The 25,781-nt window shown below is 69.8% G+C and carries 26 protein-coding genes and 2 pseudogenes; 15 read left to right on the top strand and 13 right to left on the bottom strand.

Annotated features, from left to right (window positions below; translation table 11 throughout):
• The first annotated feature begins 95 nt into the window (after nucleotides 1-95).
• The gene (locus DDF62_RS03350) at nucleotides 96-2,165 is read left to right on the top strand and encodes an ATP-binding protein (protein WP_116487797.1); all 2,070 of its coding nucleotides are present in this window, start codon (nucleotides 96-98) and stop codon (nucleotides 2,163-2,165) included.
• Here the strand turns inward: DDF62_RS03350 and DDF62_RS03355 are convergent.
• From DDF62_RS03355 to DDF62_RS03375, 5 genes are all read right to left on the bottom strand, one after another.
• Complete coding sequence (locus DDF62_RS03355; protein WP_116487798.1) at nucleotides 2,162-2,818, bottom strand: hypothetical protein; 657 nt, start codon at nucleotides 2,816-2,818, stop codon at nucleotides 2,162-2,164. The genes DDF62_RS03350 and DDF62_RS03355 overlap by 4 nt on opposite strands.
• The gene (locus DDF62_RS03360) at nucleotides 2,815-3,126 is read right to left on the bottom strand and encodes a PadR family transcriptional regulator (protein ID WP_116487799.1); all 312 of its coding nucleotides are present in this window, start codon (nucleotides 3,124-3,126) and stop codon (nucleotides 2,815-2,817) included. The genes DDF62_RS03355 and DDF62_RS03360 overlap by 4 nt, the downstream gene beginning before the upstream one ends.
• A 124-nt stretch (nucleotides 3,127-3,250) precedes the next feature.
• The gene (locus tag DDF62_RS03365; RefSeq protein WP_116487800.1) at nucleotides 3,251-3,736 is read right to left on the bottom strand and encodes a VOC family protein; all 486 of its coding nucleotides are present in this window, start codon (nucleotides 3,734-3,736) and stop codon (nucleotides 3,251-3,253) included.
• 101 nt (nucleotides 3,737-3,837) lie between these two features.
• The gene (locus DDF62_RS03370) at nucleotides 3,838-4,845 is read right to left on the bottom strand and encodes a hypothetical protein (protein ID WP_116487801.1); all 1,008 of its coding nucleotides are present in this window, start codon (nucleotides 4,843-4,845) and stop codon (nucleotides 3,838-3,840) included.
• A 3-nt stretch (nucleotides 4,846-4,848) separates the two neighbouring features.
• Nucleotides 4,849-5,736, bottom strand: a complete 888-nt coding sequence (locus DDF62_RS03375) for a LysR family transcriptional regulator (protein WP_116487802.1) — start codon at nucleotides 5,734-5,736, stop codon at nucleotides 4,849-4,851.
• A 120-nt stretch (nucleotides 5,737-5,856) separates the two neighbouring features.
• On the opposite strand from DDF62_RS03375, the gene DDF62_RS03380 reads away from it, so the two are divergent.
• Complete coding sequence (locus DDF62_RS03380) at nucleotides 5,857-6,855, top strand: aldo/keto reductase (protein WP_116487803.1); 999 nt, start codon at nucleotides 5,857-5,859, stop codon at nucleotides 6,853-6,855.
• Nucleotides 6,856-7,060: 205 nt separating this feature from the next.
• Complete coding sequence (locus DDF62_RS03385; RefSeq protein ID WP_116487804.1) at nucleotides 7,061-8,080, top strand: mechanosensitive ion channel family protein; 1,020 nt, start codon at nucleotides 7,061-7,063, stop codon at nucleotides 8,078-8,080.
• Between the two features lie 5 nt (nucleotides 8,081-8,085).
• Here the strand turns inward: DDF62_RS03385 and DDF62_RS26015 are convergent.
• Nucleotides 8,086-8,260 (bottom strand): annotated as a pseudogene (locus tag DDF62_RS26015) (hypothetical protein); the annotation flags it as partial.
• A 68-nt stretch (nucleotides 8,261-8,328) separates the two neighbouring features.
• Here DDF62_RS26015 and DDF62_RS03390 point away from each other — a divergent pair.
• From DDF62_RS03390 to DDF62_RS03405, 4 genes are all read left to right on the top strand, one after another.
• Nucleotides 8,329-9,378 carry an HpcH/HpaI aldolase/citrate lyase family protein gene (locus DDF62_RS03390; protein WP_116487805.1) on the top strand — a complete coding sequence of 350 codons (1,050 nt, stop codon included), beginning with the start codon at nucleotides 8,329-8,331 and terminating at the stop codon, nucleotides 9,376-9,378.
• Between the two features lie 105 nt (nucleotides 9,379-9,483).
• Complete coding sequence (locus DDF62_RS03395) at nucleotides 9,484-10,005, top strand: hypothetical protein (protein ID WP_116487806.1); 522 nt, start codon at nucleotides 9,484-9,486, stop codon at nucleotides 10,003-10,005.
• A 226-nt stretch (nucleotides 10,006-10,231) separates the two neighbouring features.
• On the top strand, nucleotides 10,232-11,269 hold the full coding sequence (locus tag DDF62_RS03400) for a bifunctional nicotinamide-nucleotide adenylyltransferase/Nudix hydroxylase (protein WP_116487807.1): 1,038 nt from the start codon (nucleotides 10,232-10,234) through the stop codon (nucleotides 11,267-11,269).
• A gap of 63 nt (nucleotides 11,270-11,332) precedes the next feature.
• Entirely contained in the window at nucleotides 11,333-12,727 is a 1,395-nt protein-coding gene (locus DDF62_RS03405) for a nicotinate phosphoribosyltransferase (RefSeq protein WP_116487808.1), read from the top strand.
• Between the two features lie 125 nt (nucleotides 12,728-12,852).
• On the opposite strand, the gene DDF62_RS03410 is transcribed toward DDF62_RS03405, so the two are convergent.
• Nucleotides 12,853-13,539 carry a type 1 glutamine amidotransferase domain-containing protein gene (locus DDF62_RS03410; RefSeq protein WP_116487809.1) on the bottom strand — a complete coding sequence of 229 codons (687 nt, stop codon included), beginning with the start codon at nucleotides 13,537-13,539 and terminating at the stop codon, nucleotides 12,853-12,855.
• A gap of 120 nt (nucleotides 13,540-13,659) precedes the next feature.
• On the opposite strand from DDF62_RS03410, the gene DDF62_RS25490 reads away from it, so the two are divergent.
• Both DDF62_RS25490 and DDF62_RS03415 read left to right on the top strand, forming a co-directional pair.
• Complete coding sequence (locus DDF62_RS25490) at nucleotides 13,660-13,815, top strand: hypothetical protein (RefSeq protein ID WP_165832161.1); 156 nt, start codon at nucleotides 13,660-13,662, stop codon at nucleotides 13,813-13,815.
• A 35-nt stretch (nucleotides 13,816-13,850) separates the two neighbouring features.
• Complete coding sequence (locus DDF62_RS03415) at nucleotides 13,851-14,165, top strand: hypothetical protein (protein ID WP_116487810.1); 315 nt, start codon at nucleotides 13,851-13,853, stop codon at nucleotides 14,163-14,165.
• Nucleotides 14,166-14,324: 159 nt separating this feature from the next.
• Here DDF62_RS03415 and argJ read toward each other — a convergent pair whose 3' ends face one another.
• Together argJ and DDF62_RS03425 are read right to left on the bottom strand one after the other, a co-directional pair.
• Complete coding sequence (gene argJ, locus DDF62_RS03420; RefSeq protein ID WP_116488198.1) at nucleotides 14,325-15,536, bottom strand: bifunctional glutamate N-acetyltransferase/amino-acid acetyltransferase ArgJ; 1,212 nt, start codon at nucleotides 15,534-15,536, stop codon at nucleotides 14,325-14,327.
• Nucleotides 15,537-15,844: 308 nt separating this feature from the next.
• On the bottom strand, nucleotides 15,845-16,831 hold the full coding sequence (locus DDF62_RS03425; RefSeq protein ID WP_116487811.1) for a peptidylprolyl isomerase: 987 nt from the start codon (nucleotides 16,829-16,831) through the stop codon (nucleotides 15,845-15,847).
• Between the two features lie 369 nt (nucleotides 16,832-17,200).
• Between DDF62_RS03425 and secA the strand changes: the two genes are divergently transcribed.
• Nucleotides 17,201-19,966, top strand: a complete 2,766-nt coding sequence (gene secA, locus DDF62_RS03430) for a preprotein translocase subunit SecA (protein ID WP_116487812.1) — start codon at nucleotides 17,201-17,203, stop codon at nucleotides 19,964-19,966.
• A 79-nt stretch (nucleotides 19,967-20,045) separates the two neighbouring features.
• Here the strand turns inward: secA and DDF62_RS03435 are convergent, their stop codons facing one another.
• The 4 genes from DDF62_RS03435 to DDF62_RS03450 form a co-directional block, all read right to left on the bottom strand.
• Complete coding sequence (locus DDF62_RS03435; RefSeq protein ID WP_116487813.1) at nucleotides 20,046-20,348, bottom strand: hypothetical protein; 303 nt, start codon at nucleotides 20,346-20,348, stop codon at nucleotides 20,046-20,048.
• A 66-nt stretch (nucleotides 20,349-20,414) separates the two neighbouring features.
• Entirely contained in the window at nucleotides 20,415-20,846 is a 432-nt protein-coding gene (locus DDF62_RS03440) for a carboxymuconolactone decarboxylase family protein (RefSeq protein WP_116487814.1), read from the bottom strand.
• Between the two features lie 104 nt (nucleotides 20,847-20,950).
• Nucleotides 20,951-21,157, bottom strand: coding sequence for a hypothetical protein (locus DDF62_RS03445; RefSeq protein ID WP_116487815.1), 207 nt, complete (start codon nucleotides 21,155-21,157; stop codon nucleotides 20,951-20,953).
• Nucleotides 21,158-21,159: 2 nt separating this feature from the next.
• Complete coding sequence (locus tag DDF62_RS03450; RefSeq protein ID WP_116487816.1) at nucleotides 21,160-22,122, bottom strand: acetyl-CoA carboxylase carboxyltransferase subunit alpha; 963 nt, start codon at nucleotides 22,120-22,122, stop codon at nucleotides 21,160-21,162.
• A 284-nt stretch (nucleotides 22,123-22,406) separates the two neighbouring features.
• Between DDF62_RS03450 and DDF62_RS03455 the strand changes: the two genes are divergently transcribed.
• The 5 genes and pseudogenes from DDF62_RS03455 (at nucleotide 22,407) to DDF62_RS03470 (ending at nucleotide 25,611) form a co-directional block, all read left to right on the top strand.
• Nucleotides 22,407-22,601: a hypothetical protein gene (locus tag DDF62_RS03455; protein WP_101715015.1), complete on the top strand. Its 195-nt coding sequence runs from the start codon at nucleotides 22,407-22,409 to the stop codon at nucleotides 22,599-22,601.
• Between the two features lie 85 nt (nucleotides 22,602-22,686).
• Nucleotides 22,687-23,100, top strand: coding sequence for an OsmC family protein (locus DDF62_RS03460; protein WP_116487817.1), 414 nt, complete (start codon nucleotides 22,687-22,689; stop codon nucleotides 23,098-23,100).
• A gap of 28 nt (nucleotides 23,101-23,128) precedes the next feature.
• Nucleotides 23,129-23,237 (top strand): annotated as a pseudogene (locus tag DDF62_RS26020) (hypothetical protein).
• A 68-nt stretch (nucleotides 23,238-23,305) separates the two neighbouring features.
• On the top strand, nucleotides 23,306-24,064 hold the full coding sequence (locus DDF62_RS03465) for an ABC transporter ATP-binding protein (RefSeq protein ID WP_116487818.1): 759 nt from the start codon (nucleotides 23,306-23,308) through the stop codon (nucleotides 24,062-24,064).
• Nucleotides 24,061-25,611 (top strand): hypothetical protein, encoded by a 1,551-nt coding sequence (locus DDF62_RS03470; protein ID WP_116487819.1) that lies wholly within the window; start codon nucleotides 24,061-24,063, stop codon nucleotides 25,609-25,611. Before DDF62_RS03465 ends, DDF62_RS03470 begins: the two co-directional genes overlap by 4 nt.
• Nucleotides 25,612-25,781 lie beyond the last annotated feature (170 nt).

Raw genomic sequence — 25,781 nt, forward strand, 5'->3', positions numbered from 1 at the left:
CGAGAAATTCCCGTCTCGTCTTAACCGTTTAGCCGGGGTTGGGCGCGATCCTGCCGGCGATTTCGTCGGGGGACGAGGGGATCGCGAGTACGCGTATGGTGGCTTTGAAACGGTTCGAGGGCGACGCGCGCCAGACGCGTCTGTTGCTGGCGTTGATCTTCGCCTACGCCGTGACCATCGCCTATTGCGACCTGCTGACACGCGGTCCGTCGGGCATGGCCACCCTGTGGCCGTGCAACGGCCTGCTGGCCGGCGGCCTCGTCCTGCTGACGCCGCGCCGCAGCCTGATCCTGCTGGCCGTCACCACCGTCTGCCACGTGCTGCTGGACCGCCTGGGCGGCACGGCGCCGGCGATGACGGCGCTGTTCACGGTGCTCGACACCATCGAGGCGGCGGTGATCGCGGTGGTGCTGCGCAGGGCGTTCGGCGGGCCTCCGCGGATGAAGAATCTGGCCCAGGCCCTGAGGGTCGTTGGCCTGGCCCTGCCGATCACCGCCGTGCTGGCCGTGGTCGGGGCCTTCGCCAGCGCCCCAATGCTGCACGTCTCGCTGCCGGTGCTGATCAAGAACTGGATGTTCGTCAACGCGCTGGGCATGACGGCCGGCCTGCCGATCGCCCTGATCCTGTTCGATCCGCATATCCAGCGCGGCTTCGAGCGACCGGTCTGGGAGAAGATCGCCTGCTACGTGATGGTGGCGGTCGCCGCCCTGATCGCCTTCGGACGGCCGGGCCACACCCTGCCGTTCCTGGTGTTTCCGGCCGGGGTGCTGGTGGCCTTCCGGCTGGGTCCCAAGGGCGCGGCCTGGACGACGGTGATCGTCGCGGCCATCGCCGCGCCGCTGAGCGTGCTGGGCATCGTCGCCGAGGCCGCGACCCGGGCCCAGGCCTCCGAGCGCATGCACGCCCTGCAGTTCCTGGTCAGCGCGCTGCTGTTCACCTGCCTGGCCGCCGCCCTGGCCCTGGCCAACCAGCAGCGCCTCAAGCAGCTTTTGGTGCGTCGCCAGGCCCTGGCGCGCAAGGCTCAGGCCCGCGCCCAGGCCGCCAGCCAGGCCAAGACCGAGTTCCTGGCCACCATGAGCCACGAGATCCGCACGCCGCTGAACAGCGTGCTGGGCTTCACCCGCCTGCTGGCCGACCGCGACGACCTGGCCCCCGAGGCCCGCCGCCATGTGGGCCTGATCGACGGGGCCGGCGGGGCCCTGCTGACCCTGGTCAACGACGTGCTCGACTTCTCGCGGGTCGAGGCGGGCCGGGTGGAGCTGCAGGTCGAGCCCGCGCGGGCCGAGGCGGTGCTGCGCGACGCCCTCGCCATCGTCGCCCAGGACGCCCGCGCCAAGGGCCTGGCGCTGGACATCGAGATCGAGGGCGAGACCGGCCGCCACCACGGGCTGGACGCCGACCGCCTGCGTCAGGTGTTGCTGAACCTGCTCAACAACGCGGTGAAGTTCACGCCGGCCGGGCGGGTGACCGCGCGGCTGGCCGTGACGCCCGGTGATGGCGCCGACCTGCTGCGCGTCGAGATCGTCGACACAGGCATCGGCGTGCCGCCGCAGCTGCGCGACCGGCTGTTCCAGCGCTTCAGCCAGGGCGACAGTTCGGTGACGCGGGCTTTCGGCGGAGCGGGCCTGGGCCTGGCGATCAGCAAGGCGCTGGTCGAGCTGATGGGCGGGCGCATCGGCATGACCGCCAACCCGGAGCAGGGCTCGACCTTCTGGATCGAGCTGGCGGCGCAGGCTTGCGAGGCCGCGCCGGCGGCGATGGTCGCGGCCGGCGGCCGGATCGCCTCGGCCCGCGTGCTGCTGGTCGACGACCATCCGATGAACCGCGAGATCGGCGGCGCCTTCCTGGCCCTGGCCGGCTGCGAGGTGATCACCGCCGAGAACGGCCGCGAGGCGGTGGAGATGGCCGCGGGCGGCGGCTTCGACGTCGTGCTGATGGACATCCACATGCCGGGCATGGACGGCCTTTCGGCCACCCGCGCCATCCGCGCCTTGCCGGGCGCGGCCTCGGCGGTGCCGATCATCGCCATGAGCGCCGACGCGCTGCCCCAGCAGATCGCCCAGTGCCGCGAGGCCGGCATGGTCGACCACGTGGCCAAGCCTATCCAGAAGGACGTGCTCTACGCGACGGTGGAGAGCTGGCTGCGCGAGCGCGAGGCGGCTTAGGCCGCCGCCGGCTTCGGCCGGGTCCAGCGGTCCAGGCCGAAGAAGACGAGCCCCGCGACCAGCAGCAGGCCGAAGGCGACGTAGTTCAGGCCCGCGACCTTGGGGTGCACGAAATAGGGCGTCGGCCACAGGGCCAGCTGGGTGACGGTGTTGGCCGTATGGGCCGCGACGCCGGCGAGAATGGCGAAGAACAGCCGCCGCATGTCGCCCTTGGCCATGAACCACGCGCAGGCGCCGAAGGCGACCGCCATGGCCAGCATCAGGGCCACATGCCAGAGCGGCATCATCAGCACGCCGGAGATCGCCTCGTCGGCGGTGCGGCCCTTGAACATGCGGAAGCGGCCGGCGAAGCCGTTCATGCCGTTCAGCTTCAGGTCGGCCAGGATCGCCAGCATGTAGGCCGGCATGAAGGCGTGGAAGACGGCGGTCAGCAGGGTGACGGCGGCCACGAACAGGCGGGCGGAGACCAGGGCGATGCGCATGGGATTGATCCTGCGGCGATAGGCGGCCAGCACGCAGCCGGCGGCGAAGGCCAGGGCCTCGCCCGGCGCGTCGATGGCCGACAGTTCGGCCTTCATGCCGGCGGCCCAGTCGCGCTGGCTTGCGGGCAGGACGGCGGCGGCGTGGTCGAGCAGGCGCTCGGCGAGGCTCATGGACGCACCGCCGAGGGCTGGAGCGGGGCCGCGCTGGGCGAGGCCTCGGCGCGCTGGCGGGCCAGGGCGACGCCGGCGCCGGTCAGGCGATAGGCATGACGGGCCGGGCGGCCGGGCTGCAAGGGCTGGCGCCACTCGGCCTCCAGGTAGCCCTGGTCGGACAGCCGCATCAGCAGCGGATAGAGGGTGCCCGACTTCAGGCCCGTCTCCTTGGACAGGTCGTAGCCGTAGCGCCAGGCCTGGGGCTGGGCCAGCAGGGCGGCCAGCACGCCGACCGTCTGGCGCGAGATGTTGGGTGCGCGGGTCATGCCGCCATTAGCAATATATGTAGAGTTTGAGTCAAGGAACATTGTTTGGCGGATGGCGTTTCCTCCGTCGCCTTCCCGGTCTCCGCGCGTCGGGGCCGGGATGGCGGCGGAGGCGAGGGCCGCCTCACTCGCCGCGCGCGGCCTTCTCCAGCATCGGCACGTCGATCTTGCTCATGGTCATCATCGCGGCGAACACCCGGCCTGCGACGGCCTTGTCGGGTCCGGTGGTCAGCTCGATCAGCTGGCGCGGGGTGACCTGCCAGGACAGGCCGTAGCGGTCCTTCAGCCAGCCGCACTGCGAGGGCGCTCCGCCCCCGGCCAGCAGGCCGTCCCAGTAGTGGTCGACCTCGGCCTGGCCGTCGCAGTCGATCGACAGCGAGATCGCCTCGGTGAACTTGAAGTGGGGCCCGCCGTTCAGCGCCACGTGCGGCTGGCCGTCGAGCTCGAAATAGACCGTCGACACCGAGCCGCCGGGGCCGGCCGGCGGCGGCACGTCGTCGGGATAGCGGTTCACCGACACGATCCTCGAATTGGGAAAGATCGAGACGTAGAACTCGGCGGCCTCCAGGGCCTGCGTGTCGAACCACAGGAACGGCGAGATCTTCGGCATGGCGTTGCTCCTCCTGCGCGGCCTGGAGCGGCCGCGTCTTCCCGAGGACGAAGGAACGCCCGCCGCGCCGACAGGGTCGAGGATAAATTTCGCAGGCGGCTTCAGGCGTAGCGCGCGGCGAGGTCCAGCAAGGCTTGGTCGGGCGCGGCGTAGCTGACGATCCGCACGTCCAGCGCCTGGTCTCGAACGGCGTCGAGCGCGCGAACCATGGCCGCGTCGATCCAGGCGGTCGCATTGCCGAAGGCGCCCCCGCCCAGTCGCGTGAGATAGATCACGCGATGGCCCCGCGCGGCGTTGAGCCGGCCCGCCAGCAGCGTCGCCTCGTAGGCGGCTTCGAGGATCAGGCCGGCGAAGGGCGCGGCGAGGGCCTTGGTCACCGGTGCATAGCTGACGGGCAGGGCCGAACAGAAGGCCTGGCAGACCGTCTGTCCGGGCCTTTCGGGGGCATCGGTGACTTCGGCGTCCCAGACCAGGCCGACGCGCAGCAGGCCGCGCAGGGAGTCGATCTGGTCGGCTTCGAGATAGTCGAGGACGGCGGCGATCGCCTCCAGGCCGCTGTCGGCGCACAGGGCGTAGCCATTGCGCATGCTCCACAGCGCGTCGATCGGACGTCCGGTCAGGTCCGCGAGCCGCGCTCCCAGCCCGGCCAGAGCGTCGAACTGGCGATGCCGGGTCTGGCCGGCCTGGCCGCCGACCGGCGCCAGATAGTTGCGATAGATCGTGGCCGCGCCGGCGGCGATGGCGCAGGCGGGGCCCTGGGTCGGATCCCAGTCGTAGCGGCCGACGCCGTCCTCGGGGCTGACGCCGGGGTCGACCATCTCCAGCAGGTTGAATTGCGAAGCGACCTGGAACAGGGCGTCGGCGTTGTCGGCGCGATTGTGCAGGGCGCGGGCGTCGCCGCGAACGACCTGCACTGAAAGCCGTCCGGGCGCCGAAACGGCGGCCGCGCGCTCGCGCAATTTGGCCAGGGACGGAAGCTCCAGCGTCCCGACGCGCCAGGTCGCGTCGACGGCGTCGGAGCCGAGGCGGCCGTCCTCTATCCGTAGGCGCGCCTGGGTGGTCGCGTAGTCGCTTTCGGCGAAACCGACGAGACGATCGAACCAGTCCATCGCCTACCCCCGCATCCAGTCGATGAACGCCCGCAGGGCCGGCGAGAGCTGGCGGCGGCTGGGGTAGTAGAGGAAGAAGCCGGGGAAGGGCTCGCACCAGTCCTCGAGCAGCGACACCAGGCGGCCGGCGGCGATGTCGTCGGCGACGGCTTCGCGGAAGGGGAAGGCCAGACCCGCGCCGGCGCGGCAGGCTTCCAGCATGACCACGCCGTTGTCGGTCAGCAGGGCCGGCGGCGGAGTGACGACCACCAGGCGGCCCTTGCGCTCGAACTCCCACGGATAGGGCTGGCCCGAGGCGCGGCGCACCAGGAGGCAGCGGTGGCCGCTCATCAGGTCCTCCGGCTTGGTCGGGGCGCCGTGGCGCTCGATGTAGTCGGGGGTGGCGACCAGGGCCTGGGAGAGCTCGCCGCCCAAGGGCACGGCGATCATGTCGGCCTGGAGGCGTTCGCCCAGCCGCACGCCGCAGTCGAAGCCGCCGGCGACGATGTCGGCCAGGGCGTCCTCGCAGACGATCTCGACCCGCACGTCGGGATAGGCGTTCATGAAGCCGCCCAGGCGCGGGGCCAGCAGCATGCGCGCGGCCGTGCTGGCGACATTGACCCGCAGGCGGCCGGCCGGGCGGTCGCGGAACATCGCCACCTCGTCCAGCGCCGCGTCGATGTCGGCCAGGGCGGGGCCGAGCCTCGCCAGAAGCCGCTCGCCGGCCTCGGTGGGGGCGACGCTGCGGGTGGTGCGGTTGAGCAGGCGCACGTCGAGGCGGGCCTCGAGATTGCGGATCGTGTGGCTGAGGGCCGAGGCGGTGACGCCCAGCACCTGGGCGGCGGCGCGGAAGCTGCGGCGTTCGGCGACCAGGGCGAAGACGGCGAGGTCGGGCAGGGGGCGCGTGGACATTGCTGAGAGATGCTCAGGAGTGCGTTGAGACCGCAAGCGGTTATCGTGGCGCGCCGCCGGACCCATCTCCCTGCCGTCGCGGCGCGACCGCGACCGAAATTCCCGAAACAGGAGCTGCCCATGAAGACGCGCAAACTCGGCGACGGCCTGGAGGTCTCGGCCCTCGGTCTGGGCTGCATGGGCATGAGCTGGGCCTATGGTCCCGCGCCCGACAAGCAGGCGATGTTCGACCTGATGGCCAAGGCGGTGGACCTGGGCGTGACCTTCTTCGACACCGCCGAGGTCTATGGCCCCTATGTGAACGAGGAGCTGGTCGGCGAGGGGCTGAAGCCCTTCCGCGACAAGGTCGTGATCGCCACCAAGTTCGGCTTCGACATCGCCCCCGACGATGCCGGCGTTCCGCGCATGCGCGGCGTCAATTCGCGCCCCGACAACATCCGCGCCGTGGCCGAGGCTTCGCTCAAGCGCCTGGGCGTCGAGGTCATCGATCTCTTCTACCAGCACCGCGTCGACCCCAACGTGCCGATCGAGGACGTGGCGGGAACCGTCAGGGACCTGATCGCCGAGGGCAAGGTCAAGCACTTCGGCCTGTCGGAAGCCGGCGCGGCCACAATCCGCAAGGCCCAGGCGGTGCAGCCGGTGGCGGCGCTGCAGAGCGAGTATTCGCTGTGGACGCGCGGGATCGAAGCCGAGGTGCTGCCGGCCATCCGCGAGCTGGGCATCGGCCTGGTGCCCTACAGCCCGCTGGGCCGCGGCTTCCTGACCGGCGCCATCAAGGCCGGCGACGGCTTCGGCAAGGACGACTTCCGCTCGACCCTGCCGCGCTTCCAGGGCGAGGCGATCGCCAAGAACCAGTCCCTGGTCGAGGCGCTGGTGGAACTGGCGGCCGAAAAGGGCGTGACGCCCGCCCAGCTGGCCCTGGCCTGGCTGCTGGCCCAAGGGCCCGACATCGCCCCGATCCCGGGCACCACGAAAGTCGCGCGCCTGGCCGAGAACATCGGCGCGGTGGACGTGGCCCTGAGCGCCGACGACCTGGCGAAGATCGCCGCGGCGGTGCCGGAGACGGAAGTCGAAGGCGCGCGGTATGCGGAGGCCGGGCTGGCGATGGTGGGGCGGTAAAGATCCTCCCCCTGAAGGGGGAGGTGTCGGCGAAGCCGACGGAGGGGGAGGTTCCTGCTTCCTCCAACGGTCGCGCCGACTTCAACTGATACTTCCCCCTCCGGCCCTCCGGGCCACCTCCCCCTTCGGGGGGAGGATCTCTGAGCGGCGGCCGTCTTGCGGCGGGTCTTGAACCCGTCGCCCGCCCGCGCTCAAACTCCACCCCATGACCGACAATCCCCTGCAGCGCCTGGACGCCCTCGAGCTGGTCAAGCTCGGCAAGTCGGCGATCACGGTGGGGGGGCTCGGCGCCGGGATCGTCATCGTCATCGCCGCCCTGCTGGCCGCGCGGCTGGCGGCGGCGGGGCTTCGGCGGCTGCGGGCTCGGGCGGCCGACAGCGGGCCCTCGCTCTATGTGGTCGAGAAGCTGACGACCTACGGCCTGGTGCTGGTGGGCCTGCTGGCGGGCCTGTCGACCATGGGCATCGACCTGACCTCGCTGACGGTGTTCGCCGGCGCGGTGGGCGTCGGGGTGGGCCTTGGCCTGCAAGGGGTGATCAAGGACTTCGCCTCGGGCGTCAGCCTGGTGTTCGAGCGGCTGGTGGCGGTGGGCGACTTCGTCGAGCTGTCGAACGGCGCGCGCGGGGTGGTGCACGAGATCGGGCCGCGCGCCACGCGCATCCGCACCAACGACGCCACGGACGTCATTGTCCCCAACTCGGTGCTGGTCAACGACCAGGTGATCAACTGGACCCTGCGGGGCACCACTCGCCGCATCCGCGTGCCCTTCGTCACCGCCTTCGGGGTCGACAAGGAACTGGTCCGCGAGGCGGTGCTGAGGGCCGCCCGCAGCGTGCCCTTCACCAGCGCCGACGACGCCGTGCGCCGCACCCAGGTGTGGCTGGTCGGCTATGGCGAGCACGCCCTGAAGTTCGAGCTGATCGTCTGGCCGACGGTCGAGGCCGTGCGCCGTCCGGCGGCGATCTTCGCGGCCTATACCTGGGCCATCGACGACGCCTTGCGCGAGGCCGGGATCGAGATCCCCTATCCGCAGCGCGACGTGCGCCTGCGCGGCCTGTTCGGCGAAGAGGGCGAGGACGCCCGCGCCGCCCTGCGCCTGGAGCCGAAGGCGGCGCGGAAAGGGCGCGGCAAGGCCGGACCCCACGTCTCGCAGAACGACGCCGCCGACGAGCTGGGCCGCGAGGATCCGGACGACGCGCCGCCGCCGAGGCCGGCGCAGGGCTGAGCCTATCCTCCCGTCATTCCCGCCCTTGTGGCGGGAACCCCTGGTTCCGCTGACACGTGAGATGCAAGCGGCGTGCTCAGCACGCCGCCCCTCTCGCCCTTGCGGCTGACAGAGGGGTTCCCGCCACAAGGGCGGGAATGACGGGAGACTAGAGAAGGAGGGAGGGCGCCGTAGCGCCACCCTTGACCCCCTCGCCCCCGCGCCGCAGTCTTCTCGCAACTGCGAAATAAGCACTAGGGAAGACGCGCATGAAGACCGCCCGAGGCTTCTTCAAACCCCTGGCCATCGGCGCGCCGGCGCCGTGGCGCGAGCTGCCCGCCCGCGTCGAGCGGATGATCCACTTCGTGCCGCCGCACCTGGACAAGGTGCGGGCCAAGGTCGGAGAGATCGCCCCGACCGTCGACGTGATCCTGGCCAATCTGGAGGACGCCATCCCCGCCGACGCCAAGGGCGCGGCCCTGGCCGGGACGATCGCGATGTCGCGCGAGGTCGACTTCAGGGCCCTGGGCGTGGGGCTGTGGGTGAGGATCAACTGCTTGAACTCGCCCTGGCACCTCGACGAGGTGGCGACCCTGGTCGAGAAGGCCGGCGACAGGATCGACGTCATCATGGTCCCCAAGGTCGAGGGGCCGTGGGACATCTTCTATATCGACCAGCTGCTGGCCTCGCTGGAGGCCAAGCACGGGGTGACCCGGCCGATCCTGCTGCACGCCATCCTGGAGACGGCCGAGGGGGTGATGAACGTCGAGCAGATCGCCGGCGCCAGCCCGCGCATGCAGGGCATTTCGCTGGGGCCGGCCGACCTGGCCGCCAGCCGGGCGATGAAGACGACGCGGGTCGGCGGCGGCCATCCGGGCTATCGGGTGATCGAAGATCCGCATACGGACGGATCACCTCGCGCCTCGGTCCAGCAGGACCTCTGGCACTACACCTTCGCCAAGATGGTCGACGCCTGCGCCGCCCACGGCATCAAGCCGTTCTACGGCCCGTTCGGGGCCATCGACGACCCGGTCGCCTGCGAGCAGCAGTTCCGCAACGCCTTCCTGATGGGCTGCGCCGGGGCCTGGAGCCTGCACCCCAGCCAGATCGCCATCGCCAAGACGGTGTTCAGCCCCGATCCCGCCGAGGTAGCCTTCGCGAAGAGGATCCTCGAGGCCATGCCCGACGGCTCGGGCGTGGCGATGATCGACGGCAAGATGCAGGACGACGCCACCTGGAAGCAGGCCAAGGTGATGGTCGACTGCGCCCGCCAGATCGCCGCCAAGGACGCCGAATACGCGGCGCTCTACGGGTTCTGAGGCGCCGTCCCAAGTCCACCACCACGTGATGGTCGGCCAGGGGGCCGCGCGTTGTTCGCCGGCGGCGCCTTGGCTAGGATACGACGGGTCGGGCGGGAGCGAACAATGGCCAAACCAGTGGATGTCGGCGTGGACACGCGCCTTAGGCCTCGAACCATCAAGGCGTCACGCTTCAAGGCGTTGCTGCAATTGGCGATAACCCTCGTCTTCGTCGCGGTGGCCGCGCTGGTCGTCTGGGTCGATCCGGTCGGCCTGATAGGCTTGGTGGGCTGGCTCATGCTGCTATTCTTTGGGCTGGCCGCCGCGTTACCGATCTTGTTGTTGGTGCGTCGTCGCTCCCTGGAATTGGACGCCGATGGCTTCACGCTCCGGGGCGGCTCGATCCGCTTTCCCAGGAAGGTGCTCTGGCGCGACATCGAGCCGTTGTTCGTCTATCGCCTGCCCGAGAGGGGCGGAAAGATGATCGGCTACAGGTTCTTGCCCGCCGCAAGGAAGGAACTGGGGCTGGAACGGGCGGCGGATGGTCTCGAGGTTGACGAGGCCATGCTCGATGAATGGACCCGTTCACCGGAAAAGATGGTCGAGGACCTGAACGCCTACCGACGCTGGGCGCTCGGGACCGCCTAACCACCCTTGGCCGACGCCAAGTCGATCCGCTTGGGCGCGTGCTGCACGGGTTTCGAGTCCGAGCGCTTTCCTTCCGCTCGTCATTTCCGTCCTTGTGGCGGGAATGACGGGAAGAAGATGGAAAGGCGAGTTGCGCGCGCAGGGGTTGACACCCGCTTTTGCTCAAAGTTAGCATAACCCATGTCGTCGGATAGACCGGCGGCGGACATCGGCGTGAGGGAGTCTCATGCGCTTCGACTATCTCGTCCTGATCGGACGCTTCCAGCCGTTCCACAACGGCCACGCTTCAGTGCTGAAGCATGCCTTGCGTCTGGCGCGCAAGGTGATCGTCCTGACCGGCAGCGCCGGTCAGCCCCGCACCATCCGCAATCCCTTCAACGCCGCCGAGCGCGCCGTGATGATCCGCGCCGCCGCCCGCGAGGACGCCGCCCGGCTGATCGTCGCGCCGCTGCGCGACCGCCTCTATGGCGAGACGCTGTGGGTCGGCGACGTGCAGCGCATCGTCGCCGAGGCCGTGGCCCGGGACGGCGCGGGCGAGGGCGCGACCATCGGCCTGATCGGCCGTAACAAGGACGACGCCACCGCCGCCTATCTCGCCGCCTTTCCGCAGTGGGAACTGGTCGATGTGCAGCACGCCGAGGTGCTGTCGGCCACCGAACTGCGCGACTGGCTGTTCACCGGCGAGCCGGGGGCCTTGCGCCTGGTCGAGGCCAATGTGCCGGGGCCGGTGTACGAGATGCTGGGCGCCTTCCGCGACGGCTCGCCCGCCTACGCCCAGCTGGCCCGCGAGCACGCCTTCATCAAGACCTATCGCCAGGCCTGGGCGGCCGCGCCCTATGCCCCGACCTTCGTCACCGCCGACGCGGTGGTCGTCCATTCCGGCCACGTGCTGCTGGTGCGCCGCCGGGCCGAGCCGGGCAGGGGGCTGTGGGCGCTGCCCGGCGGTTTCGTGAACCAGGGCGAGACCGTGCAGGAGGCGGCGATCCGCGAGTTGCAGGAAGAGACCCGCGCCAAGATCCCGCCGGCCGTGCTGCGCGGCTCGATCAAGGCCAGCCGGGTCTTCGACCATCCCGATCGCTCGCTGCGCGGGCGCACCATCACCCACGCCTTCCATTTCGACTTCCCCGCCGGCCCGCTGCCGCGCGTGAAGGGCGCCGACGACGCCGAGCAGGCGCGCTGGGTCCCGATCAGCGAGGCGCTGCTGATGGAGGAGCAGTTCTTCGAGGACCACTTCCACATCCTCGAGCACTTCGTCGGCGCCTGACGCCGTTCAAACCCATCCGACCCGAAAGACGGGACGGTGACCCCGCGGCAAGGAGCTTCCGCGATGTTCGACAACCTGATCCTCGACACCGACAGCTACAAGGCCAGCCACTGGCTGCAATACCCGCCCGCCACGACCGGCGCGTTCTTCTACGTGGAGAGCCGGGGCGGGCGCTACGACCGCACGGTCTTCTTCGGTCTGCAGGCGATCCTGAAGACGGCGCTGGCCAGGCCCGTCACCCACGCCATGGTCGACGAGGCGGCGGAGCTTCTGGCCGCGCACGGCGAGCCGTTCAACGAGGCCGGCTGGCGGCGGATCGTCGACGTGCACGGCGGCCGCCTGCCGGTGCGCATCCGCGCCGTGCCGGAGGGGACGGTGGTTCCCACGCACCAGGCGTTGATGACCATCGAGAACACCGATCCGGAGTGCTTCTGGCTGCCGTCCTACCTTGAGACCCTGCTGCTGCGGGTCTGGTATCCGGTGACCGTCGCCACCACCAGCTGGGGCGTCAAGCAGACCCTCCGCGCGGCGTTGGAGAAGACCTGCGACGACCCCGGCGGCCAGTTGCCGTTCAAGCTGCACGACTTCGGGGCGCGGGGCGTCTCCAGCAAGGAGAGCGCGGCGATCGGCGGGCTGGCCCACCTCGTCAACTTCCTGGGCAGCGACACCCTGGCGGCCGTGCAGGCGGGCCGGGCCTGGTACAACGAGCCGATGGCGGCTTTCTCGATCCCGGCGGCCGAGCACAGCACCATCACCAGCTGGGGCCGCGATCGCGAGGCCGACGCCTATCGCAACATGCTGACGAGCTTCGGCAAGCCGGGCGGCCTGTTCTCGGTGGTGTCCGACAGCTACGACCTGTTCGATGCGGTCAGCCGCATCTGGGGCCAGGAGCTGCGGGACGAGGTGATCGCCAGCGGCGCGACCCTGGTGGTGCGCCCCGACTCCGGCGAGCCGGTCGAGATCGTCGCCGAGACCCTGAGGCGCCTCGACGAAGCCTTCGGCAGCACGGTCAACGCCAAGGGCTACAAGGTGCTAAGCCACGTGCGGGTGATCCAGGGCGACGGGGTCAATCCTGTCAGCATCGCCGCGATCCTGGAGCGGGTGATCGCCGACGGCTTTTCCGCCGAGAACCTAGCCTTCGGCATGGGCGGGGGTCTGTTGCAGCAGCTCGACCGCGACACCCAGCGCTTTGCGTTGAAGTGCTCGGCGGCCAAGGTCGACGGCGCCTGGATCGACGTCAGCAAGAACCCGGTCACCGATCCGGGCAAGCGCTCCAAGGCCGGACGGCTGATGCTTCAGAAGAACGCCGTCGGCGAGTATCGCACGGTGGCGGTCGGCGAGGGCGAGGTCGCGCCGCGGGGCTGGGCCGACGCCATGGTCACGGTGTGGGAGGACGGCATGCTGCTGGTCGACCACACGCTGGCCGACGTGCGGGCGCGTAGCGAAGCGAGGGGGTGACCCCTCTCCCGTAAAATCCCCGCGAAAGCGGGGACCCAGGTGTTTTCTGAAACGCGCCGTGCTCGACGATAAAAAGCCTGGGCCCCCGCTTTCGCGGGGGTTTTACGGGAGAGGGGATGAGCCTCCTAGGCCTTGGCCGCCAGCCGCTTGACCAGGGCGTGGGCGACCGCGTCGCTGCTGGCGGGGTTCTGGCCGGTGATCAGGGCGCCGTCCTCGACGACGTAGGGCGCCCAGTCCGGGCCCTTTTCGTAGAGGCCGCCGTTCTCCTTCAGCATGTCCTCGACCAGGAACGGCACGATGTCGGTCAGCTCGACCGCGTCCTCCTCGCCATTGGTGAAGCCGGTGACCTTGCGGCCGGCCACCAGCGGTCGGCCGTCGGCGCCCTTGACGTGACGCAGGGCGCCAGGCGCGTGGCAGACCAGGGCTTGGGGCTTGCCGGCGCGGTCGAAGGCCTCAAGCAGGGCGACGGAGACCGGCGATTCCGCCAGGTCCCACAGCGGTCCGTGACCGCCGGGATAGAACACCGCGTCGAAGTCGGCGGCGTTCAACTCGGCGAGCGGCGTGGTCTGGGCCAGGGCCGCCAGCGCGGCCTCGTCGGCCTGGAAGCGGCGGGTCATGTCGGTCTGGAAGTCGGGCAGATCGCTCTTGGGATCGAGCGGCGGCTGGCCGCCCTTGGGCGAGGCCAAGACCAGCTGCGCGCCGGCGTCCTTGAACACGTAATAGGGCGCGGCCAGCTCCTCGAGCCAGAAGCCGGTCTTCTTGCCGGTGTCGCCGAGGGTGTCGTGCGAGGTCAGGACGATGAGGATTTTCATGGCGGGCTCTTTGCTGTGAAGATCGGGCGGGCGAGGGTGGCGCGCGGGACGTCGATCCATTCGGCATATGGGGTGGCTGGACGCGGCCGCCATCGCGGGACCGGCGGGCAGGGGGTAAGAATGGCGAGACCCGCGGTGTTCATCGCGCTGGCCTGCGCGATGATCGGCGGCCTGGGCCTTGCGGCGCTCGCGGCGATGGCCGTGCTGCGCCTGACCCGCGGCCCGCCGCCCAAGCCGCACGAGGCGATGCGCCCAGCCAATCTGGATCGCGTCTAGGCGCCCTGGCAGGGTGGGATCAACGGGAGCTGCCGATGAAGAAGATCGTTCTGCTGGCGCTTTTCGGCCTGACGGCCTGCGACCAGGCTTCCAACCGCTTCGAGGTGCGTGTCGCCGGGGGCGAGGCGAACGGCGCCGAACTGCGGCTGTGCGGCGAACGGATCCCGCTCGCCCGATCCGGCGATCGCTTCAGCGGCGTCCAGTCCGCCAAGTGCGAGGGAGCGGGCGAGATTCTGGTGTCGTTCAGTGGAGGAAAGGCCGCGTCGTGCGGCATCGGCTACGTCACGCCGGGCCTGGAGCAGGCCTTCGGCTTTGTCGTCCGTGACGGCGCTTGCGAGGCTGTGGGCTAGATTGCTCGCCTGAACCTGGGAGCGAAGCGACGCATATCCCATCCGTAAAATCCCCGCGAAAGCGGGGACCCAGGTGTTTTCTGAAACGCGCAGGGCTCGACGATAAAAGGCCTGGGCCCCCGCTTTCGCGGGGGGGGGGACGGTTTTAGGGGGAGATCCCTACGACCGATAATCGCCGTTGATGGCCACGTACTGCTTGGTCAGGTCGCAGGTCCAGACGGAGGAGCTGCCCTTGCCGACGCCGACCTCGACGGTGACCTCGAGCTCCTGGTTCTTCATGTAGGCGCTCATGGCCGCCTCGTCGTACTCGGCCGAGACCAGGCCGTCGCGGGCGGCGTAGAGCTCGCCGAAGCGGACGCTGATCTTCTCGCGATTGACCGGCTCGTCGGCGCGGCCGACGGCCATGACGATGCGGCCCCAGTTGGCGTCCTCGCCGGCGAAGGCGGTCTTGACCAGCGGGCTCTCGGCGATGGTGCGGGCGATCTTGCGGGCCGACAGCGGGCTCTCGGCGCCGTTGACGGTGATCTTGACGAACTTGGTGGCGCCTTCGCCGTCGCGGACCAGTTGCATCGCCAGGTCCAGCAGCACGCCTTCCAGCTTTTCGCGGAAGTCGGCCAGGCGCTTGTCGCCGGCGCGGCTGATCTTGGGCGCGCCCGACTGGCCGGTGGCGAAGAGCAGCAGGGTGTCGTTGGTCGAGCGGTCGCCGTCCACCGTCACGCAGTTGAAGGTGGTGCGGGTATAGAGGCTGACCAGGGTCTGTAGGGCGGCCGGCGCGATGGCCGCGTCGGTCGCGACGAAGGCCAGCATGGTGGCCATGTCGGGCGCGATCATGCCCGAGCCCTTGGCGATGCCGGCGATCTTCACTTCATGGCCGTCGATCGTCGCCGTGGCGTAGGCGCCCTTCGGGAAGGTGTCGGTGGTCATGATCGCCGAGGCCGCCTGGGCCCAGCCGTCGGCGGTCAGGCGGGTTTCGACCTCGCGCAGGTTCGAGGTGATCTTGCTGTCGTCGAGGATGACGCCGATCACCCCGGTCGAGGCCATCATCACGTCGCGCTGGCGGCAGTCGAAGCGCTTGCCCACGGCCGTGGCCACGCGGCGCACGGCGTCGGCGCCGGGCTTGCCGGTGAAGCTGTTGGCGCAGCCGGCGTTGACCACCAGGGCGCGCACGTCGGCGCCGCCGGTGGCGGCCAGCTGGCGCTTGCACCAGTCGACCGGGGCCGAGCCCACGCCGTGGCGGGTGAAGACCCCGGCGCCCGAGGTGCCCTCGGCGAAGCGCATCAGCAGCAGGTCGGGACGCTCGTGCTTGTAGAAGCCGGCGCGGCCGGTGGCGATCTCCACGCCGGCGATCGGCGGGATGACCGGGAACGGCACGACCAGCGGCGAGACGGCCAGGCCCGGCTTGCCAGGCGCGACCGGCGGCGGGGCGACGACGGGCGCGGCCTGCGCGGGCGCCTCGCCGGCCGACTTCTGGGCGCGCCGCAGGCCGGCGCGCTTCAGGGCCGAGGCCAGCGGGTCGAGGGCGCGGTCCAGCGCGTGGCCGACGGTGGCGCCGACCTGGCCGACGATCTCGGCGGGCGTGGCGCTGGCAGGGGCCTTCTCGGCGGCTTTCGGCGCGGCCTTGGCCTTGGTCCTGGCGGTGTCGGCGGCCTTGTCGGTCGAGGTCGTGGTGGGCTTGCGGGTCATTTCTTCTGGGCCGAGTTCTGGGCCGGAGCCGAGGCGGGCGGGGCGTTGTCGAGGTCGGAGCTGGGGGCGGTGTCGCCGCCTCCGGGCGGCGCGGAGGCCGGCTCCTGCGGGGCGCCGGGAATGTCCTGGCCCTTGCCGACCAGCATCTCCACCTTGGCGCCACCGCGCAGTTTCTCCAGCAGGTCGCGGACCTGGTCGTAGGTAAGGAAACGCACGATCTGCGGACGGGCTTCCTCGAGGCTCATCGGCGCTTCCTGGCGCTTGTCCTCGACGCGCATCACCACCCAGCCGCCGTTGATGGCGAACGGGCCCACCAGGTCGCCCTTCTTGGCGTCCTTCAGGGCCACGGCGTAGGGCTCGGGCATGATGTCGACGGTGAAGTAGTCGAGGTCGCCGCCCTTGAAGCGCGTGGCCTCGTCCTTGGAGCGCTCCATGGCCAGGGCGTCGAACGAGGCGCCGGTCGTCAGCAGCTTCTTGACGCTTTCCGCTTCCGCCTGGGTCGGCACCAGGATCTGGCGGGCGCGGATCTCTTCCGACTGCTTGGTCAGCTTCTGCTGCTCGCCGTAGAGGCCGCGGATGTTGTCCTCGGTGACGGCCTTCTCGACCATGCCCTCGACCAGCATGTCGCCCAGGATGCGCTCGCGGGCGGCGGCCAGGCGGCGCTGGGCGACGGGATCCTTGTCGAGCTTGCGCTCGATGGCCTCGGCGGCCAGCAGCTTCTGGTCGACCACCTCGTCGAGGACGCGGCGGAAGAGGTCGGACGACACGTCCAGCGGTTCGCCCTCGCCGATCAGCCCCTGGGCGACGGCCTCGCGCTTGACGTCCGAGGCCCAGACGGCGTGGCCGTCGACCCGGGCCACGGCCGTGTCGCCGGGTTCGGGCGGGCGCTCGTCGACGCCGCCGCGGCCGCAGGCGGCGACCAGCAGCGCCAGGCCGAGCGCGGCGGCTGTCAGGAGCGAGCGGGGATTACGGACAGGGTTCATCGGGCGCGGATCTCCGCTGGTCTTATGAAATGCGCTCTAGAGCGCGTCAGGGCAAAGGGGAAGCCGTTTCGGCGGCTTGGCCCGCTAAACTTCGCGCGCGAGGATAAGGTTCGCGGAACCTATGCCGTTCGCGACGGTTCTGATCGCCGCCGAGCGGGTTTCGCGCAGCGGGTGAAAGCTTGGCCGATCGGGCTTTTCGACGCCTCGACGGGCCAGGCCTCGCGTTGACACTGGGGGGGGCGGTGCTTAAGTCTCGCGCGCGCGCCGTTTTCAGGGGTTCTGCGATCTCGGCGCACCGTCATTACCGTAGTGAAGGCCGATAAAGCCTTAGCGCCGGCCCACTAAGTTCTCGCTCCGGATCCTTCCTGCATGCTCGGCTTCGCCAAAAAGCTCTTCGGTTCCTCCAACGAACGCAAGGTGAAGTCGCTTCACGGCCGCGTCGCCAAGATCAACGCGCTCGAGCCGCAGATGGCCGCGCTGTCGGACGAGGCGCTGAAGGCCAAGACCCAGGAGTTCAAGGACCGCCTGGAGAAGGGCGCGACCCTCGACGACATCCTCGACGAAGCCTTCGCCGTGGTCCGCGAGGGCTCCAAGCGCGCCCTGGGCATGCGCCACTTCGACGTCCAGATGATCGGCGGCATGGTGCTGCACTTCGGCGGCATCTCCGAAATGCGCACGGGTGAGGGCAAGACGCTGGTCGCCACCCTGCCGACCTACCTGAACGCGCTGGCCGGCAAGGGCGTGCACGTCATCACCGTCAACGACTACCTCGCCACCCGCGACGCCGAGTGGATGGGTCAGCTCTATAACTTCCTGGGCCTGTCCTACGGCATCATCGTCAACGGTCTGTCGCAGGGCGACCGCCAGCGCGCCTACCGCGCCGACATCACCTACGGCACCAACAACGAATTCGGCTTCGACTACCTGCGCGACAACCTCGTCTATGACGTCAACGAGATGGTCCAGCGCGGCCACCACTACGTGATCGTCGACGAAGTCGACTCGATCCTGATCGACGAAGCCCGCACCCCGCTGATCATCTCGGGCCCGACCGAGGACCGCAGCGAGCTGTACAAGACCATCGACGTCCTGGTGAAGGAACTCATCAAAGACAAGACCAACTACGACCACGACGAGAAGCAGAAGCAGGTCATCCTCACCGAGGAAGGCCAGGAGCGGATCGAAGAGGTGCTGACCTCGGGCGGCCACCTGGCGGAAGACACCGCCGGCCTCTACGACGCGGCCAACATCTCGATCGTGCACCACGTCAACCAGGCCCTGCGGGCCAACGTGCTCTACACGCGCGACAAGGACTACATCGTCAAGGGCGGCGAAGTCGTCCTGATCGACGAGTTCACCGGCCGCATGATGACCGGCCGCCGCCTGTCGGAAGGCCTGCACCAGGCCATCGAGGCCAAGGAAGGCGCCGACATCCAGCCCGAGAACCAGACCCTGGCCTCGGTGACCATCCAGAACTACTTCCGCCTCTACACCAAGCTGTCGGGCATGACCGGCACGGCCTCGACCGAGGCGCAGGAGTTCGACGACATCTACAAGATGGGTGTCAGCGAAATCCCGACCAACCGCGTCATCCAGCGCATCGACGACGACGACGAGGTCTACCGCACCGAGGCCGAGAAGAACCGCGCCATCCTGGTGCAGATCGCCGACTGCCACGAGCGCGGCCAGCCGATCCTGGTCGGCACCGTGTCGATCGAGAAGTCCGAAGAGCTGTCCAAGCTGCTCGACGCCTACGAGTGGGAAGTCGACGGCAAGAAGCGCAAGGGCATCCCCCACCAGGTGCTGAACGCCCGCTTCCACGAACAGGAAGCCGGCATTGTCGCCGACGCGGGCGTGCCGGGCGCCGTGACCATCGCCACCAACATGGCCGGCCGCGGCACCGACATCCAGCTGGGCGGCAGCATCGACCTGCGCCTGTCCAAGTGGAAGATCGAGCAGCGGGGCCTGGGCATCGAGGTCTCGCCGGAAGACGAGGCCGCCCACCGCGCCGAGGTCGAGGCCGAGATCGCCGACGCCAAGAAGGCGGCCCTGGCCGCCGGCGGCCTGTTCGTGCTGGGCACCGAGCGTCACGAAAGCCGCCGCATCGACAACCAGCTGCGCGGCCGCACCGGCCGTCAGGGCGACCCGGGCCGTTCGAAGTTCTTCCTGTCGTGCGAAGACGACCTGCTGCGCATCTTCGCCGGCGAGCGCCTGGACGCGATCATGCGCACCTTCGGCGTCCAGGACGGCGAGGCGATCACCCACCGCTGGCTGAACGCGGCCATCGCCAAGGCCCAGACCCGCGTCGAGCAGCGCAACTACGAGATCCGCAAGAACCTCCTGAAGTACGACGACGTCGTCAACGACCAGCGCAAGGCCGTGTTCGAGCAGCGCCAGGAGTTCATGGAATCGAGCGACCTGTCGGAAGTCATCCACGAGATGCGCCACGACGTGATCGACGACCTGGTCGCCCGCCACGTGCCGCCCAAGGCCTACGCCGAGCAGTGGGACATCGAGGGGCTGCACGAGCGCGTCCAGGCCGTGCTGGGCCTGGACCTGCCGCTGAAGGACTGGGCCGCCGAGGAAGGCGTCGACGACGAAGCCTTCCGCGAGCGCATCACCAAGGCCGCCGACGAGTACGCCGCCCAGCGCGAGGTGATCATCACGCCCGAGCAGATGCGCCAGGTGGAAAAGAGCTTCCTGCTGCAGATGATCGATCTGCAGTGGCGCGAGCACCTGATGCACCTGGACCACCTGCGCAACGTCATCGGCCTGCGCGGCTACGGCCAGCGCGACCCGCTGAACGAATACAAGACCGAAGCCTTCAGCCTGTTCGAGAAGCTGCTGGGCGACCTGCGCACCAACACCACCCGCTGGCTGATGACGGTCGAGATCGCCTATGCCGAGCCCGAGCCGCTGCACATGCCGGAAAACCTGATCCCGGTGCACCTGGACCCGCTGACCGGCGAGAACGCCGCCGTTGCCGGCGCCATCCCCGAAGGCCTGTCGCCCGACCAGCGCGAGGCCCTGCCGGTCTCGTCCCTGCCGGAAGGCTGGGAACGCACCAACCGCAACGGCGCCTGCCCCTGCGGTTCGGGCAAGAAGTTCAAGCAGTGCCACGGCTCGCTGGTCTGACGACCGGCGGGTTCGCCAGAGCCTGAAACGACGAAGCCCGCCCCAGGAAACCGGGGCGGGCTTTTTCGTGGGCGGGGCCTTAGCCGCCCTTCTTCGTCCCCAGGTCCATGCCCAGCGTCGGGCCGATGCCGTCGGGGTGGTCGCCGAAGGGGTTGCGGTGGGCGTTCGCGAGCTTGGCCAGGCGCTGGCGCAGGTCGTCGTCGACGCGGACGATGTCGTCGATGGCGGCGGCCTGCTCGGCGTTGGCTTCGGAACCGTCGGGCTCGGCCAGCACCCGCTCGATCGCCGCCAGGAAGCAGGCCTCTTCGGGTGAGCCCGAGGGCGGCGGCGCCTCCAGCCAGGCCAGCACGGTTTCGAGCGCGTCTTCGAAGGTCTGGGCCATGCGGGGATCTCCTCTAGCAGGTGCAGCTTGGGCAACGCCCCGCATGGCGGCTTGTTCAACGAAGGCTCAGTGGGCCGAGACGCCCAGGCGGTTCCAAAGGTTGATCATCGCCACCAGGGCGGTAAGGGCGCTGGCCTCGACCTCGCTGTAGTGGGCCCGCAGCTCGGCCCGCAGCGGGGCCAGGTCGACCTTGGCCGGCAGCTGGGTCAGCGCCTCGGTCCAGGCCAGGGCGGCCTTCTCGGCGGGGGTGTAGTCGGCCACGTGCCGCCAGACGGTCAGGCGATCCAGGCGCTCGTTGGTCTCGCCGTCGTCGCGGGCTTCCTTGGAGTGCATCTTCACGCAGAAGGCGCAGTCGTTGAGCTGCGAGGCGCGCAGCTTGACGAGATGGAGCAGGCGAGGGGCGACGCCGGCCGCGGCCACCGCCTGCTCGGCGGCGATGAAGGCCTGGTAGACGGCGGGGACGTTCTTGTCGTGGCGGAAGGCGGCGGTGTCGCTCATGGTCCTGATCCTCTGCATGGCCCCATCGGGGTTTCGAAGATCAGGACGAGACGGGCGCGCGTCTTGTGACATGGCGCCCGGAAAAAGCAGGCGCCGGGCGTGCCTCAGTCGACCCGGTCGGTCGACCGTGTGACGGCTTTCCAGGCGAGGAAGCCCAGGAAGCCCGCGCCGATGACCAGGCTCGCGACCAGGGCGACGGGCGCGGGCGCGGCGTCGGCCAGCACGTCGAGACCGGCGCCGACTCCGTCGTCCAGATGGGAAGAGGACTTGCGCTTCTTGCCGGCCAGGAAGGGGTGGCGCTTTTTCAGCACCTCTACTGCAGGCCCTCGCGGCCGATGGCGTAGAAGCGTTCGGCGCGCTGGCGCTTGAGTTCGGCGGGGGTCAGGAGCGACAGCTTCTTCAGCTCGTCCTCGACCGCGTCGCCGACGGCCCTGATGGCGGCTTCCGGATCCGAATGGGCGCCGCCGGCCGGTTCCTCGACGATGCGGTCGACGATGCGCAGCTTGATCAGGTCCTGGGCGGTGATCTTCATGTTGGTGGCCGCGTCCTTGGCCCGGGCGCCGTCGCGCCACAGGATCGAGGCCGCGCCTTCCGGCGAGATCACCGAATAGATCGAGTGCTCGAGGATCAGCACGCGGTTGGCGCCGGCCAGGGCGATGGCGCCGCCCGAGCCGCCTTCGCCGGTGACGGTGGCGACCATCGGGGTGCCCAGGGTCAGGCAGCGCTCGGTCGAGCGGGCGATGGCCTCGGCCTGGCCGCGCTCTTCGGCGCCCAGGCCCGGATAGGCGCCGGCGGTGTCGACGAAGGTGACGACCGGCAGGTTGAAGCGCTCGGCCATGTCCATCAGGCGCACGGCCTTGCGGTAGCCTTCGGGGCGGGCCATGCCGAAGTTGTGCTTCAGGCGGGTGGTGGTGTCGTAGCCCTTCTCGTGGCCCATCACGACCACCGGCATGCCGCGGAAGCGGCCCAGGCCGCCGACGATGGCCTGGTCGTCGGCGAACTTGCGGTCGCCGCGCAGCTCGACGAACTCGTCGATCAGGCCCGCGACATAATCACGCAGGTGCGGACGCTGCGGGTGGCGGGCGACCATCGTCTTCTGCCAGGCGTCGAGGCCGGCATAGGCTTCCTTGCGAAGCACCTGCACGCGCTCGCGCAGGGCGCCGATCTCGCTGTCGAACGCGCCAGGACCAGCCGTCTCGGAAAGCTTTGAAAGCTCTTCGATCTTGGCTTCCAGGTCGGCGATGGGTCGCTCGAAATCGAGATAGTGCGCGGCCATGAGTCTCTTAACGTCGCCGTTTGCGAAAGGTTGGCGAACCTAGTGCGTGATGACGCCCAGGGAAAGCGCATTCACGCGGAATTGGAACCACCGTCTCGGCGACGGATTCCCTGGTCACGGGATTCGTCCCCAACTGAGTCCTGTTAAGAAACCGAACCCCTATGGTGAATCGAACGCCGATCATTATATTGGGTTCTCAAGAGCCGGCTGCGGAAGTCAGCTGGCGCTGCGGCCCCGCCCATCGAACATGGACACGGCCCGCCTGATGAGGACGCATCGTTCCCATGCAGGTGTTCACCTTCTTCTGTGTCGAGCGCGACGGCTCGGTTCCCCGTTTCGATGTCACGGCCTGCGCCGACGACAACGCCGCGCGCGTGCGCGCTGGCGAGTTGTTCGACATGCATCGCGGCTGCAACGAGGTCGAGGTCTGGCGCGGCGCCACGCACCTGTTCAAGGTCGGGGCCGGCGCGGCCGCCTGAACCTTCACGTTCGCGCGGATTCGACCAAGCGCAACATCGGTCAAGGCGCCACATTGGCGTTCTCGACCGACGCAGGATCCTCGCCATGACCGACATCGCCCGCCCTTCCGCCATCGCCGAGGACAGCGGCCACGGCGGCGTGCAGATCCTGGTCACGGCCGGGCCCTCGCGCCTGGCCGGCGACCTCAAGCCGTCCGAGGGCGGGTTGGACACCGGCCCCAATCCGCATGACCTGGTCGCCGCGGGCCTGGCGGCCTGCACGACCCAGACGCTGCGCCTTTATGCCAAGCGCAAGGGCTGGGCCCTGGGCGCGGTGCGGGTGGAGACCACCTGGCGGCGCCTGCCCGGCCAGATCCCGGCCGATGTCTTCGACCGGGTGATCAGCCTATCCGGCGACCTCGACGCCGAGCAGCGCCAGCGCCTGCTGGAGATCGCCGAGGCCTGCCCGGTGCACAAGATGCTGACCGCCGGCGTCAAGGTCGAAACGCGGGTGGCGTAGGGGGCGCGTTGCGTCCTTCGAGGCTCGGCTGCGCCTCGCACCTCAGGATGAGGAAGTCATTGCGTCGTATCCCTCATCCTGAGGCGCCCGCGCAGCGGGCCTCGAAGGACGCAGGGCCGTGCAGCCGCCGGGGCTGATCGCCCGCCTTGCGCCTCTCCCCCAATCGCGATCACATGCCCGCCGTGATTGCACGGGGGCAGCCAGCGTGACCGAAGCCTTGATCGTCCGGGGGCTGGACAAGACCTTCGCCAAGCCCGCCGTGCGCGAGCTGGACCTGACGGTGCACCCGGGCGAGCTCTATGCGCTGCTGGGGCCCAACGGCGCGGGCAAGACCACGACGCTGCGGATGGTCGCGGGCCTGACCAAGCCCGACAAGGGATCGATCAGCATCTTCGGCATCGACGCCCTGGCCGATCCGGCGGCCGCCAAGGCGGTGACCGCCTGGGCGCCGGACGAGGCGATGATCTACGACCGGCTGACCCCGCTGGAATATCTGGAGTTCGTGGCCGGCCTGTGGAACGTCGAGCCCAGGCACGCCAAGGCGCGGGCGCAGGAGCTGCTGGAGACCCTGGGCCTGGCGTCGGAGGCAAGGCGGCGGTGCGAGGGCTTCTCGCGTGGCATGAAGCAGAAGGTGGCCCTGGCCGGAGCCTTGATCCACGATCCCCGGCTGCTGATCCTCGACGAGCCGCTGACCGGCCTGGACGCGGCCTCGGCGCGCCTGGTCAAGGACATGTTGCAGGCCCGCGTCGACGCCGGCGGCACGGTGATCCTGACCACCCACATCCTCGAGGTCGCCGAGCGCATGGCCGACCGCATCGGCATCATCGCCGGCGGTCGCCTGTTGGCCGAGGGCACGCTCGATGCGCTGCGGGCGCATGCCAGCAAGACGGGGGCCGGGCAGGGCGGCGGCGACACCCTGGAAGACGTTTTCCTGCAACTGACCGCCGACGGAGCGCCCGCGTGAGCCTGCTGCGTCCGGGCGGGGTCCCCTGGCTGCTCGCCCACGAGATGCGGCTGAGCTTTCGCGCCCTGACCGGCAAGCGGGCCATGGGCGGCGTCGGGGCGATGATCGGCCTTGCGATCCTGGCGCTGGTGATGCTGAGCGGCGGGGTGATCATCGGCCTGGCCTTGCGCAAGCTGGACGTGCCGGTGGTCCCGCTGTCGGCCGCCATCGCCCTGGCCTGCTGCGCCACGGCCTTCACCCTGATGCTGTCCCAGACCCTGGCCGCCGCCAGCGAGGCGCTCTACGAGCGCGGCGACCTCGATTTGCTGTTCTCCTCGCCGATCGCGCCGCGCACGGTGCTGTTCGTCCGCGCCATGGGCGTGGCGACCGGCGTGCTGACGGTGTTCCTGATCTTCGTCACGCCGCTCCTGGGGCCGGCGATCATCCTCGGTCACCCGGAGTGGCTGGGCCTGTTCGGCGTTTTGGCGGCCCTGGCCCTGCTGGCCACCGCCACGGGCCTGACCCTGGCCTTGTTCCTGTTCCGGCTGATCGGTCCCCGCCGCACGCGCACCGTGGCCCAGGTGCTGGCGGCCCTGACGGGCGCGGCCTTCTTCCTGGTCAGCCAGGTCCGCACGCTGATGGGCGAGCGGGCCAGCGAGAGCCTGTTCCAGTCGCTGGCGCGCGAGGCCGCCGAAGGCCGCATGAAGATCCCGTCGGTCGGCTACTGGCCGCTGAAGGCGATGCTGGGCGAGCCGCTGCCGCTGCTGGCGATGCTGGCGATCGGCGCGGGGGCCTTCGCGCTGGCGGCGCTGTCGCTGGGCAAGCGCTTCGCCGACGCCGCGGCGGTGACGCAAGGGGCCGAAGCCTCGGCCGCCAGGCCCGTCAAAGGCCGCGACCGGGCCTTCGCCGGCGGGGTGTTCGCCGCCACCCTGGCCAAGGAACTGCGGCTGATCCTGCGCGACGCCAGCCTGCTGTCGCAGGTGCTGCTGCGGGTTCTCTACCTGGTGCCGACCGCGGTGATCCTCAGCCGCAACGCCGGTCACGGCGACGGCGGCGCGGCCCTGGCCGGCGGCGCGGGCGTCGTGGTGTTCCTGGCCGGGCAGGTGGCCGGGAGTCTCGCCTGGATCACCCTGTCTGCCGAGGAAAGCCCCGACCTGCTGGCCGTCTCGCCGGCCGCCACCCGCAGCCTGCGCCGCGCCAAGCTGGCCGCCGCCCTGCTGCCGGTGGCCCTGCTGCTGGCGGTTCCGCTGGGCGTTCTGCTGTGGCTGGCCCCGGTCACGGCGCTGTGGACGGCGTTGGGCGCGGGGCTGTCGGCCTGGGCCTGCGGCCTGATCAACGTCTGGCATCAGAAGCCGGGCAAGCGGGCCGACTTCAAGCGCCGCCGCGGGTCATCGTGGTTCGCCACCCTGGCCGAGGTGGTGGTCTCGGCCCTGCTGGCCGTGACGACGGGGCTGGCGGTGGCGGGCTTCTCGCCTTGGGCGGCGATCCCGCTGGCCTGCGCGGGCCTGGCCATGCTGGCCCTGCGCCGCAGCGACGAGCAGATCGCCAAGGTGCTGCGGATGGCTTGACCCCCTCCGTCGGCTTCCGCGACACCTCTCCTATGGGGGAGAGCATCTGGGCGCTTGATCCTCCCCCTCTGGGGGAGGTGGCCCGAAGGGTCGGAGGGGGACGTTTTCAGCTTTCCAGGCGGCGGACAGTCATCAGCACTCCCCTCTCCGTCGCCTGCGGCGACACCTCT

The sequence above is a fragment of the Caulobacter radicis genome (assembly GCF_003094615.1).
Taxonomy (GTDB): Bacteria; Pseudomonadota; Alphaproteobacteria; order Caulobacterales; family Caulobacteraceae; genus Caulobacter; species Caulobacter radicis.